The 12,179-nt window shown below is 71.8% G+C and carries 10 protein-coding genes; 3 read left to right on the forward strand and 7 right to left on the reverse strand.

Going from position 1 to position 12,179, the window contains the following annotated elements:
• Positions 1-44: 44 nt before the first annotated feature.
• The 4 genes from DEI82_RS14140 to DEI82_RS14155 all read right to left on the reverse strand — a co-directional run bounded on the left by DEI82_RS14140 (position 45) and on the right by DEI82_RS14155 (position 5,752).
• Positions 45-2,483, reverse strand: coding sequence for a glycoside hydrolase family 31 protein (locus DEI82_RS14140; RefSeq protein WP_111037345.1), 2,439 nt, complete (start codon positions 2,481-2,483; stop codon positions 45-47).
• A 137-nt stretch (positions 2,484-2,620) separates the two neighbouring features.
• Complete coding sequence (locus tag DEI82_RS14145) at positions 2,621-3,493, reverse strand: carbohydrate ABC transporter permease (RefSeq protein ID WP_111011000.1); 873 nt, start codon at positions 3,491-3,493, stop codon at positions 2,621-2,623.
• A gap of 26 nt (positions 3,494-3,519) precedes the next feature.
• Positions 3,520-4,455, reverse strand: coding sequence for a carbohydrate ABC transporter permease (locus DEI82_RS14150; RefSeq protein WP_375334635.1), 936 nt, complete (start codon positions 4,453-4,455; stop codon positions 3,520-3,522).
• A gap of 37 nt (positions 4,456-4,492) precedes the next feature.
• Positions 4,493-5,752, reverse strand: a complete 1,260-nt coding sequence (locus DEI82_RS14155) for an ABC transporter substrate-binding protein (RefSeq protein WP_111037346.1) — start codon at positions 5,750-5,752, stop codon at positions 4,493-4,495.
• Positions 5,753-5,900: 148 nt separating this feature from the next.
• Here DEI82_RS14155 and DEI82_RS14160 point away from each other — a divergent pair, with 148 nt between their 5' ends.
• Positions 5,901-6,746 carry a formate/nitrite transporter family protein gene (locus tag DEI82_RS14160; protein ID WP_111010955.1) on the forward strand — a complete coding sequence of 282 codons (846 nt, stop codon included), beginning with the start codon at positions 5,901-5,903 and terminating at the stop codon, positions 6,744-6,746.
• A 24-nt stretch (positions 6,747-6,770) separates the two neighbouring features.
• On the opposite strand, the gene DEI82_RS14165 is transcribed toward DEI82_RS14160, so the two are convergent.
• Positions 6,771-7,481 (reverse strand): SDR family NAD(P)-dependent oxidoreductase, encoded by a 711-nt coding sequence (locus tag DEI82_RS14165; RefSeq protein ID WP_181435224.1) that lies wholly within the window; start codon positions 7,479-7,481, stop codon positions 6,771-6,773.
• 154 nt (positions 7,482-7,635) lie between these two features.
• Between DEI82_RS14165 and DEI82_RS14170 the strand changes: the two genes are divergently transcribed.
• Positions 7,636-8,718 (forward strand): hypothetical protein, encoded by a 1,083-nt coding sequence (locus tag DEI82_RS14170; protein WP_111037348.1) that lies wholly within the window; start codon positions 7,636-7,638, stop codon positions 8,716-8,718.
• On the forward strand, positions 8,715-9,482 hold the full coding sequence (gene fabI / locus DEI82_RS14175; protein WP_111037349.1) for an enoyl-ACP reductase FabI: 768 nt from the start codon (positions 8,715-8,717) through the stop codon (positions 9,480-9,482). The genes DEI82_RS14170 and fabI overlap by 4 nt, the downstream gene beginning before the upstream one ends.
• Before the next feature lie 152 nt (positions 9,483-9,634).
• Here the strand turns inward: fabI and DEI82_RS16280 are convergent, their stop codons facing one another.
• Both DEI82_RS16280 and DEI82_RS14185 read right to left on the reverse strand, forming a co-directional pair.
• Positions 9,635-11,014, reverse strand: a complete 1,380-nt coding sequence (locus DEI82_RS16280; protein WP_181435225.1) for a hypothetical protein — start codon at positions 11,012-11,014, stop codon at positions 9,635-9,637.
• 102 nt (positions 11,015-11,116) lie between these two features.
• Positions 11,117-12,179 (reverse strand): glycoside hydrolase family 3 N-terminal domain-containing protein (locus tag DEI82_RS14185; protein WP_111037350.1); only part of this gene is annotated, 1,063 nt, incomplete at its 5' end.

Here is a 12,179-nt window from a genome sequence, read left to right on the forward strand (position 1 = left end):
GCGGGACCCGCGAGCCGGCTGGCCTCCAGAACAACGGAGCTCGCTCAGGACACATCGCCCGGCGGCACCTCCCCGACCACCGCCCCGAGCAACTCGGTGAGCGCCGCCCGGACCGCCTGCGGCAGCGCCACGGCGTCGAGCTCCGCGAGCCGGTCCACGACGGGTCGGTCAGCGGCGACGATCTCCCACGCCTCGAGCTTCTCGGGGTTGCCCATCTGCGCGTCGGCGAGCACGGTGCGGGCCGCGGCGCGTCGGTCGGGGCCGACCCGGACCTCCCCCGCGATGCGGACGACGGCACCGACGTCGGACGGGACGGTCGCGGTCACGCTCCAGCGCCCGTCGACCCCGGTGACCGCGACCTCGGCGCCGTCGACGGTCACCGGTCCGTCCGGCAGGGCGGCGAGGACGGTGAGGATCCACGTCCGGACGGGCGGGACCAGGTCGCCCCGGCCCTCCGCGGGTCCGATGCGGAACGTGCGGGTCGGGAGGTCCCAGGCGAGCTCGGTCCGGACGGCCGGACCGGCGGCGGCAACGCCCGCGTCGTCGTCCTCGGCGTCCTCCGCCAGCACGAACGTCCCGGAGGCGGCCGGCGCGACGAGCACCTCGAGCTCGCTCGGGTTCCGGGTCGCGTCGAGGTCGGGACCCTCGTCGAGCGGCAGGATCCCGCCGGCCCGCAGGAGCACGGGGATCGACGCGGTCGGCCGGTGGAACGCGAGGCTCCGGTCGCCGCGGTAGACCGTCCCGGTGAACACGTCGGTCCAGGTCCCGGCGGGCAGCCAGGCTCGGACGCTCCCGAGCAGCGAGGCCGGGTCGCGCGGCTCGGTGATCGGCGCGACGAGCAGCTCGGACCCGAACGCGTACTCGTTCGGGACGCGGTAGGCCTCGCTCCGGCGCGGCTCCAGGTGGTACATCGGCCGGACGAGCGGGGTGCCGGCCGCCGCCGCGTGGTTCATCGTGTGCAGGTAGGGCACCATCCGGTGACGGAACCGGAGGGCGTCGTCCATGGCGGCGCGGTGCTCCGGCGGGAACGACCACGGCTCCTTGCGGATGAACGGGTTGTTGGCGGAGTGCAGCCGCATGATCGGCGAGAACACCCCGAACTGCACCCAGCGCGTCGCCAGCTCGTCGTCGCGCACGCCCCGGGTGTGCCCGCCGATGTCGTGGCTCCACCACGCGTACCCGATGTTGGCGGCGGTCGCCGTGAACTCCGGCTGGAACGCCAGCGACGCCCACGACACGACCGCGTCGCCCGAGAACCCGACGGCGTACCGGTGGCTGCCGGGCCCCGCGTACCGCGAGAACGTCATCCCCGGGCCGCCGTTCCGGGCGGCGTCGAGGTGGTGGAAGTGGTTGAGCACCCAGAGCGGGTCGACCCCCGGCAGGTCGGAGGTGCGCCCCTGCTGCCAGTCGATCCACCAGAAGTCGACGCCCTGGTCCTCGAGCGGGTCGTGCAGGTCGCGGAAGTACGACTCGAGGAACGCGCGGTCCGTCGGCGCGAAGGGTAGCGGGCGCTCCGTCTCCGGGTCGACCCCGAGCGCCCGCGCCATCGTCGGGTAGGCGTCCTCGAACGCCCGCACGCCGTCGGCGGGGTGCAGGTTGAGGGTCGTCCGCATGCCGCGCTCGTGCAGGGCGGTGAGGAACCCCTCCGGGTCGGGGAACAACGAGCGCTCCCACGAGTAGCCGGTCCAACCGTTCCCGAACCGCGACGGCACGGAGTCGACGCGGTGCCAGTCCATGTCGATCACGGCGACGGAGAACGGGACGCCCTCGTCGTCGAACCGGTCCATGAGCGCCAGGTAGCTGTCGGCCGTGTACGGGTGGTACCGGCTCCACCAGTTGCCGAGCGCCCATCGCGGGAGGCGCGTGGGCGGTCCCGAGACCGCGTACAGCGCCGAGACGGCGGCCGGGTAGTCGCGGCCGTACGCGAACACGTAGAGGTCCTCGCGATCGGCGGCACGCACGCCGACCCAGCCGTCGTCCTCGAACAGGAACGAGGCGGCGTCGTCGACCACCGCGATGCCGTCGGGAGCGACGACGCCCGGTTCGAGGTCCGTCCGGCCGTCGACGTCGTCGAGCGTCCGCGCCGTACCGCCGAGGTCCCGCGTCGGCTCGCCGTACCGCCACCGGCCGGTGTCCGCGCCGATCATCTCGACGAGCAGCCCGCTCGCCGAGAACGGGCCGCCGTCGTACCGCAGCCGTGCCCGGGCCGTCGTCAGGACGACGCCCCGGCCGGACCGCTCGACGTCGAACGGCACCGCCGGCAGGTCGCGGCGGATCGCGAACGTGGAGGCCCGGTCCTCGAACCCGCCGTCAGTCGACCGTTCGACGCGGAACAGCCCGTCGGTGAGCACCGTGATGCGCCAGCCGTCGCCGTGGACCTGCTGGTCGTCGCGCGCCCGCGGCGCGGCACCGGGCAGCGGCCGGATGACGGGCAGCGCGGTCGGAGTGGCGTCGGGCGTGGGCTGCGTGACGGAGTCGGACATGGTCCTCCAGGTCGGTGGGGTAGTCGGGCGTGACGGTACCCGTGTGCGGTGGGGTGGTCGGGCGTGACGGTACCCGTGTGCGGTGGGGTGGGCCTCCCGGGCGGGACCCCGTCGTCGGCGCGGGCGGCGACCGTCGGTCAGTGCTTGACGGCGCCCTGCGTCACGCCGCTGATCACCCAGCGCTGGGCGAACAGGTACACGACGATCGTCGGCGCCATGGCCATGAGGTACGACGCGAACGCGACGTTGTAGTTCGTGCCGAACTGGCTCTGGAAGATGTTCTGCACGACCGGCAGGGTCTGCAGGCTCGGGTCCGCGGTGATGAGCGACGGCATCATGAAGTCGTTCCACGACGCCAGGAACGCGAAGATGCCGACCGTGGCGTTCATCGGACCGAGCAGCGGCAGCACGATGCGCCAGAAGATCTGCCACGTCGTCGCGCCGTCGATGCGGGCGCTCTCCTCGAGCTCGATCGGCAGCGAGCGGAGGTACGCCGAGTAGAGCAGCACGCTGAACGACAGTTGGAACATCGCGTGCAGGATGCCGACGCCGACGGGGTTGTCGAGACCGGTCAGTGCCGTGAGCTGGATCTGCGGCAGGGCGACCACCGGGAACGGCAGGAACAGCGCGGCGAGCAGGTAGTACAACGACCAGCGGTAGATCCGCTTGTCCCAGTTGCGGGCGATCGCGAACGCGGCGAGCGAGCTGAGGAACAGCGTCAGGACGACCGTGATCGCGGCGACGCCGAGCGACAGGCCGAACGACACCGGGAAGTGCGTGAGCCGCCACGCCTGCACGAAGCTCGCGGGGTTGAACGGCGCCGGGAACGAGAACGCGTTCCCGTCCACCGACTGCGCACTCGTCTTGAACGCCATCGACAGCGTGACCCACAGCGGGGCGAGCACCGTCAGCGACGCCAGGATGAGCAGGACGGTCAGCGGCCAGTTCGTGCGACCGAGCCGACGACGCCGACGCGTGGTGGTGGGGCGGCCGGCGCTGGAGCCGGCCACGTGGTCGTGGTGGAGGTCGACAGAGGTCACAGTCGGATGGTCCTTCCGCGGGTGACGAGGAGCTGGGCGACGGAGATCACGACGGTGACGATGAAGAACACCGTGGCGTTGGCCATCTGGTACGCGTAGTCGCCGCCCGTGAAGCCGCCGAAGATCGTCATGGCGACGCTGCTGGTGGCGGTGCCCGGGCCACCGTTCGTCAGACCGACGATGACGTCGTAGGCGCCGAGGTAGCCCTTCACGCCGAGCACCGTGTTGATGACGATGAACCCGGCGATGAGCGGCAGCGTGATGGAGCGGAACTGCTTCCAGGAGCTGGCGCCGTCGAGCGCGCTCGCCTCGTACAGGTCGTCCGAGATCGCCGTGAGGCCGGCGGTGTACACGAGCAGGGCTCCGGGGATCGTCTGCCAGGCGGACACGATCACGATGGCGAGCCACGCGAGGTCCGGGTTGCCGAGGATGCTCTGCTCGAGCGGGTGGAACCCGACCGCGGTGGCGAGGGCCGGCAGCGAGTTCGAGAACAGGTAGTTGAACACGTACGCGACGACGATCCCGGAGATCACCATCGGGATGACGAACACGCTCCGCAGCGGCGCCGCGAACCGGATCCGCCGCGACAGCGCCACGGCCAGCGCCAGGGCGATCACCTGCGCGACGACGACGGTGACCGCCGCGAACCCGAGCGTGAAGCCGTACGAGGCGATGATGTTCGGATCCGTGAACAGCGTCGTGTAGTTCCGCAGCCCCAGGAAGGACCACCGGCCGTACCCGACGTAGTTCGTGAAGCTGTAGAAGATGCCGATCACGGCGGGCACCACGACGAACGCGGTGAACAGCGCGAGCGCCGGGAACAGGAACAGGGCGTAGATCGGGTCGACGCGCCGCCGCCGAGCGGGCCGGGTCGACGGTCTCGGCGGCAGTTCATCGGCGGTTCGGTCCGACAGGGGTGCTTGCAGGGTCACGATCGCTCCTCGTCGAGGTCGGACATCGTCATGGGGGTCATACGAGTGCGTCCCGTCCGGCGAGGCGCCGCCAGTCCGCGTCGAGCTGGCGGAGCATGCCGTCGAAGTTCCCGCTCCGCGTGGCGGACTGCAGGTAGTTGCCGAGCGGGATCGAGTTCGGCATGAACGTCCCCGCGCCCTGGTAGAACGCGGCCCGGTCGACGAACGGCTGGAGGCCCGCCACCCGCTCGTCCTGCTGCGCGGGCGCGCCCTTCCGTGTCGAGTACGCCAGGTTGTCCTGGTTGTAGGCGTCGATGACCGACGGACGCATGAGGAACTCGACGAGTTCGCGAGCTTCCTCGCGGTGTGCCGTCGCGGTCGGGATGTAGAGGCCGAGGTCGATGTTCACCCGGGCCTTGCGATCCGCCGGGTCCTCCGAGACGGGCAGCGGGAACGTCCCGACCGACAGGCGCTTGTCGACGAGCGCGATCTGCCCGAGGGCCCACGGCCCCTGCAGGTACATCCCCACCTGGCCCTTGCCGAACGCCAGGTTGCCGTCGGCGTACGAGCGGACGGCGTGGTCGGGGTTGAAGAACGTCGAGATCGTCTTGGCGCGTTCCATCGGGACCGCCAGGGTCTTCTCGAACGAGACCTCGGAGTCGGGTCCGACGTCCGTGCCGAGTTCCTTCATCCGCCGGAAGAACCGCCCCGTGTCGACGAGGCTGCCGACCGAGTAGTCGAACAGGCCCTGCCACAAGGTCCACGTGTCCTTGTCGGTCGCGTAGATCGGGGTGATCCCGGCCTGCTTGAGCTCCTTGCAGACGTCGACGAACTGCGACCACGTCTCGGGCACCGGCAGGTGGTGGTCGGCGAAGATCTTCTTGTTGTAGATGACGCCGGCCGCCGCGAGGGAGTAGGGTAGCACGCTCGTCCGGCCCGGGTACGTCGCGTACTGGTCCGTCAGGGAGCGGATGTCGGTGCGGACGGTCCGGGCCGAGGGCAGGTCGGACATGTCGCTGAGCACGCCGCGCTTGATGTACCGGGCGAGCTCGAGGTTGTCGTTGAAACAGCCGACGTCCGCCGGGGCACCGCGCACGAACTGCGGGGCGATCACGTTGGTGGAGTCGTGCACCACCGAGATGCCCGGCCGCTCCCGCTCGAACTGGCGGAGCAGCGTGTCGAAGTAGGCGATGACCTCTTGCTTCTGCTCGTAGAACCGGAGGTGCGTGGTGCCGCCGCCGGCACCGGGCGCGGCACAGCCGGCGAGACCGAGCGCAGCGAGTGCGGTGGAGCCGACGAGGAAGGACCGGCGGCTCACTGAGACAGGACGGGACACGCGACATCTCCCTTGATTGCGGCGTGCGCGCCAATTTATAGCGCTCAAAATCCGGTGTCAAGCGGGCCGCTCAACGGTGGCCGCCGGGGTCCGTCCCGTCCGACCAGGGAGGCCGCCTACCCTCCGGAGCATGACCGACGATCGACGCCGCGAACTCGGCTCCACCGACGCGCCCGTCGAGGACGAACTCCTCGAGTCCTTCGAGGCGACGATCGAGGAGGGCGCGGAACGGCTGCAGCGGACCGTGCGGGCGGTGCTCATCACCGGGTTCTTCGGTGGTCTCGAGGTCGGCCTCGGCGTGATGGCCTACCTCGCGGTCCTCACCGAGACCGGGAGCCACCTGCTCGCGGGACTCGCGTTCGGCATCGGGTTCATCGCCCTGCACCTCGCGCACAGCGAGCTGTTCACCGAGAACTTCCTCATGCCCGTCGCGGCCGTCGTCGCGCGCGAGGGGAGCCTGCTGCAACTCCTCAAGCTGTGGGGCGGCACCCTCGTCGCGAACCTCGTCGGCGGGTGGGTGTTCATGTGGCTCGTCGTCCAGGCGTTCCCCCAGTGGCACCCCACGCTCAGCGAGGCCGCGCACCACTACATCGACGCCCCGTTCGACCTGCAGAGCGTCGTGCTGGCCGTGCTCGGCGGCAGCACCATCACCCTGATGACCCGGATGCAGCAGGGCACGGACTCCGATCCCGCCAAGCTCGTCGCCGCCGTGGCCGGCGGGTTCCTGCTCGCGGGCCTCCAGCTGTTCCACTCGATCCTCGACTCGCTGCTGGTGTTCGGCGCGATCCAGAGCGGTGTCGACATCACCTACGGACAGTGGCTGGGGTGGTTCGGGTACACGCTGCTGTTCAACCTGCTCGGCGGCCTGGTGTTGGTCACGGCACTCCGGCTGCTCCGGACGAAGGAGCTGATGCAGGGTCGGCGACAGACCTCGCACGACCACCCGGATCGCGCTTCCCACCAGCAGGCGGACTGACGCACCCGGTGGTCGGGGGCGGGGTCAGACCCCGAAGCCCTCGCCGCCGGTCACGGGCACGACCGCTCCGTTGAGGAACGTGCTCTGCGCCACCCACCGGATGACGTCCGCGATCTCGTCGGGACGCCCCACCCGCCCCAGCGGGATCCGCTCGAGGAGGGCCCGACGGTGCTCGTCCGTCATCGGGGCGAGCATGTCGGTCTCGGTCGGACCCGGTGCGACGGCGTTGATCCGGATGCCGCGCGGGCCGTACTCCCACATGACCGACCGCATGAAACCCTCGAGCGCGGCCTTCGACGCCGTGTAGTGGCTGCTGCCCGGGATGCCGACGCGCGCGCTCTCGGACGACACGAGCACGATCGAGCCCGACCGCTGCCGGTTCATCGCCTTCGCCACGTGTTTCGTCGCGAGCATCGCCCCGACCAGGTTCACCTCGAGCACCTCGCGGATCGACGCCGCGGTCATCCGCACCAGGAGCTCCTGCGGTGCGACGGCGGCGTTGACCACCGCGACGTCGAGCCGTCCGTGCTCCACCGCCGTGCGCACCGCGTCCGCCACGGATCCCTCGTCGCGCATGTCGGCCTCGACCCCGACGACACCGGACGGGACGCCCGAACCACGGTGCGTGCCGACGACGCGATGGCCGGCCTCGAGGAACGCCCTGGCCGTCGCGGCGCCGATGCCCCGCGATGCCCCGAACACGATCACGGACAGCGGTTCGACGTCGGTCTGCACGGGTCGATTATCTGCTACGGTCCTGTTCGTGCGGGGCGGATGCCTCGTGAGCATGGCCGCTGGACAGCGGCTCAGGCTGGACGTTCTGGGGCGCGGACGCGCTCGGTCCGGCCCTGCCGTGCCCGCCCCGGGATCCCGAGCGCGGAGGCACAGGATGGCGAACACCGAGGTCGATCCCGTCGGCCGGTGGGTCGTCGTCGATCACTTCGGTGCCGTCACGACCCTGCTCGCGGTCGGTGACCAGGAGCACGCCGGGGTCAGCCCTCGGCGGAACCTGGACCGCCGCGCGCGCGAGGTGCTGCTCCCCGCACTGTCCGAGGTGATCGGGTCGGGCGCGGCCCTGCGACGCATCGTGCACCTGGGGGGCGATGCGTACCAGGTCGACGCCCGGCCCGTGATCACGCCGGACCGGTCGCACGTGACGGGCGCCTACGGCGTGTTCGTCCCGGCCGCCGAACCGGTGCCGGAGCCGCCACTCATCGGTGCGTGGCAGTGGACGGTGGACACGTCCGGCAACAACGTCGGGTCGACGTCGTCGCAGTGGGGCGCCGACCTGTACCGGTTGCACGAGTTCACGCCGGACGAGGTCCAGTCGAGCCGAGGGCCGGTCGGCGACTGGTTGACGCGACTCCTGCCGTACGAGGAGCGTGCTCGCGTGAAGACGACGGTGGACGCCGGGCTCGCGGCCGCGAACGGGGTGCACCAGCTCCTCACCTTCGGTGCCGTCACCCGCCCGGACACGCCGAACCCCGGCCGCAAGCAGTTGGCTCTCGTCGGCACGTCGACCGTCCTGCCCGAGCGGCCGGGCGTGCTCTACGCCTACGGGTTCACGCGGGAGGTCCCGAAGCCGAGCACGTACCGCACGACCGGTCTCGACATCGTCGACGCGTCGGAGTTCGCCCGCGCCTACTTCGCGCTCGCGGGTGACGTCGCGTACGCCGCCGTCGACTGCCTCCAGTCGTCGACGTTCATGACGTCGCCGAGCTGGGGGCGGCTCGGGCTCCACGAGCCGTTCGAGGGCGACATCGCCTCGCTCGCGCTCGCGGAGGACCGTCCCGCCTTCGAGGAGTTCGTCGCCGCCGCGCGTCGGAGCGTCGACCACGACGCAGCCACGCACGACGTGCGACTCGTCCGCGACGACGGCTCCCCCGCCCGGTTCCGCGTCCGTGCGGCGCGGGTGGACCGCACCGCGGCGGCGAGCCGGTACCTGCTGCTGTCGTTCGAGGCACGCTCGTGAGCCTCCTCGCCGGCAAGACCGTGCTCGTCTCGGGCGTGTTCACCGAGTCCTCGATCGCGTTCCGCAGCGCCGCGATCGCGCAGGAGCAGGGCGCCACCGTGATCCTCAGCGGGTTCGGGCGGCGCCGTCGCATCACCGAGGCCGTCGCACGACGGCTGCCGACGACCGCGCCCGTCGTGGAGTTCGACGCCGAGGAACCGGCCGACGTGGGCCTCCTGGCCGGCCGGCTCCGCGAGCACACCGACCGACTCGACGGCGTCGTGCACTGCATCTCGGCGAGCCTGCCGTCCGTGGTCGGCGACGGGTTCAGCGATGCGGAGTGGGACGACGTCGCCCACTCGTTCCGGGTCTCCGCGTACTCGCTGCAATCGCTCGTCCGCGGCGCGGACCCGCTGCTCGGCGCGGGCGCGAGCGTCGTCGGGTGCACGCTCGACGCCTCCCGTGCCTGGCCCGTCTACGGCTGGGCCGGCGTCGCCAAGGCGGCGTACGAGTCCGTGAACCGGTACCTCGCGCTGCACCTCGGTCCGCGCGGCATCCGTACCAACCTCGTCGCCGCCGGCCCCGTCGACTCGTTCACCATGCGGGCGATCGAGGGCATCGACCAGGTGAACGGGCTCTGGGAGGACCGTGCGCCGCTCGCCTGGGACCGCACCGACGCGACCCCCGTGGCCAGGACGGTCGTCGCGCTGCTCTCCGACTGGCTGCCGGCCACGACCGGGTCGATCATCCACGCCGACGGCGGGTTCCACGCGGTCGAGTACTGACCGGCGCCGGAGGTCGACCCGGCTGGGACGTGGAAATGCCCCGGCGGACTCGGGGGAAGCCCGCCGGGGCGGATCCGCGGAGTTGGGGGGAACGCCGCGGACAGGTCGATGCTACCCCTCGCAGGCCGCATCGCGTGGTCTGGAGCGTCGTCTCACCATCCCGTGTCGAGCGTGTGCTGCACGAGGAGGGCGGTCAGGACCTGGACGACCAGGCCAGCCCATCGCCAGCGGGGTGAGAGCAACGCCGTCCCGACGAGCACCCACGGCGCGAAGGGCAGCCAGATGCGCTCCACCTCGGCCTTGCTCATCCCCGACACGTCGGCGAGGAACACCATGGCGGCGCCGGCGAGTGCCAGGACCACCGGGACGACGGCCGCCCGAGGGAGCCGCCGGTACGCACCGATCCAGCCGTGACCGCGCAGCACCGCGCGCGCTCGCACGAGCGTCTGTGCGACGGCAGGCCCGATCACCGGTCCCGCGCTGAAGGCGAACGCGGCCAGGTCACCCCAGACCCAGTACCCGAACGGACGCTTGTGTGCCACGCCGTTGTAGTACCGCTCGCGGAGGACCGGGTACGCCTCCCACCAGGCGAACCCCCACAGCGCGAACGCCCCGACGACCGCGACGGCACCGAGCAGCCCCCACACGAGTGGTCGCCACGAACGTGCCGCGACGAGCACCCCCACCGCCAGGACGCCGAGCAAGGGCAGCCCGTAGGAGAGCATGACGCTGTACCCGAACAGCAGTCCCGCTGCGACACCCCACGCGGCGGCGGCCCCGCCGCGCCGGCTCGTCGCCGACCGGGCCAGCAGACAGGCCGCCCAGGCGCCGCACGCAGCGAACACCGCGTCGGCGGAGACGGCCGACCAGACCGCTGCGGGACCGAGGACGAGGAACGGGGCGACACGGCGGGCGGCGGAATCGGCGCCGAGGGTACGCAGGGTGAGCAGCACCGCGACCGGCGTCGTCGCCGCGACGAGCAAGGTCATCCAGCCCGCCGCCAGGCCGGTCGTGAACCCGAGCCGGACGAGGACCACGTAGAAGAGCAACGCCCCGGGCGGGTGCCCGGCGATGTGGACCGGCCACTTGCCCGGGCCGCCCACGATGCGTGGGATGAACCCGTGGAGGGTCTGGGCGAACGGATGCCCAGCCACGGCCCGCGCCGTGTCCATGTACTCGTACGGGGTGTCGAGGACGTGACCGATGCCGTGGGAGCCGTCGACCAGTGCGAGCGCCGCGAACCACGCCAGCGTGACCGCATACGCGCCGGGCACGAGCACCGCCCAGCGCGCCCGAGCGGCCACCCGGTGTGCGAACACCACCCCGAGCACCGCCAGCGCCACCGCCGGCAGTGTCCCCGGCCCGACCCGCGGGTCCCAGTGCGCGTGCAGGGGAGGGAACGCGATGACGTGCACGCGCCAGCCGGTCAGTCTCGGGATCAACACTGCCGCGGCCATCAGGAGGACGGCGACGGCCAGGCCGACCACCGCCGGGGTCCACGGTCGTCGCACGTGGTGTTCAGGGAGGGACATGGGTCTCCGGTTCCGGCCGTCGAGGAAGCGTCTCATGCAACCAGATCGCAGGCCCGACTGGCCCGCCGACCGCACGATCGCGCGCCGCGAGCGCACGCGACGTCAGCCGAGCGACTGCTGCTTGGCCTGGACGACGCGCCGCGCGGCCGCGTCGACCTGCTGCCGGAAGGACGCGTCGGTCCGGGCCTTCGCGACGACCGCGTCGACCATCGGGTCGACCACGCTCGGGTCGGCGGAGGCGAGCACGATGTCCGACCCCGCCTGGATCGCCAGGACCGCCCGCTGCGCCGGGGTCCACTGCTGCACCTGCGCGGCGGTCGAGAGGTCGTCCGTGACCACGACGCCGTCGAACCCGAGCTGGCCGCGCAGCAGGCCCTGGACCACCGTCGGCGAGAACGCGGCCGGCATCGAGGGATCAATGCGTGAGTAGTACGCGGTCGAGGTCATGACGAACCGGGCACCGTCATGGACCTCGGCGCGGAACACCTGCACGGACGGGCTGTCGGCGGTCGTCACGCTGTCGGTGACACCACTCGTGTAGTCCGTGTTGCCCGTCACGTTCCCGAGGCCCGGGAAGTGCTTGACGACGCTCTGCACCCCTGCGGCTTGGAGACCCCCGCGGAACGCGTCGGCCGCGCCCGTGATCGTGCCCGGGTCGAAGCCGAGTTCGCGGCGGTACCGCCCGATCGGCGGGTTCGCCGCCGCGGTCGCCGCCGAGGGCAGGAGGTCCACCACCGGCCCGAGGTCGAGGTCCACCCCCGCAGCCGCGAGCTGCCGCCCCCACGTCACCGCGTCGTCGTGCAGCGCGGCCGGCGGCATCGCGCCCTGGGCGAGACCGTCCGGGATGTCCGAGAACCCCGGCCCACGGAGCACCTGCACCTGCCCGCCCTCCTGGTCCGTGGCGACCAACATCGGCAGTCCCGCGGTGGTGTCGTCAGACACCAGACCGGTGACCTGCCGGACGACGGCGGCGGTCGCGGCCGTGCCGGACGTCGAGCGGCCGGAGAGGAACACGTTGCCGACGTGGTGCGTCCGCACCGCCTCGAGCGCCTGGGCACCCGCCGCGGTCGCCGGGGTGCCCACCATGAACAGCTGCCCGACGCGTTGCTCGAGCGTCAGGCCGGCGAGCGGGTCGGGGGTCGGCGTCGGAGTCGGGGTCGGGGTC

Source organism: Curtobacterium sp. MCBD17_019 (assembly GCF_003234555.1).
GTDB lineage: Bacteria > Actinomycetota > Actinomycetes > Actinomycetales > Microbacteriaceae > Curtobacterium.

What these genes read in the sequence shown, in the direction of transcription:
- DEI82_RS14170 (WP_111037348.1), top strand. Translation starts at nt 7,636, where the DNA reads ATGGCGAACACCGAGGTCGATCCCGTCGGCCGGTGGGTCGTCGTCGAT.
- DEI82_RS16280 (WP_181435225.1), bottom strand. Translation starts at nt 11,014, where the DNA reads ATGTCCCTCCCTGAACACCACGTGCGACGACCGTGGACCCCGGCGGTG.
- DEI82_RS14140 (WP_111037345.1), bottom strand. Translation starts at nt 2,483, where the DNA reads ATGTCCGACTCCGTCACGCAGCCCACGCCCGACGCCACTCCGACCGCG.
- DEI82_RS14160 (WP_111010955.1), top strand. Translation starts at nt 5,901, where the DNA reads ATGACCGACGATCGACGCCGCGAACTCGGCTCCACCGACGCGCCCGTC.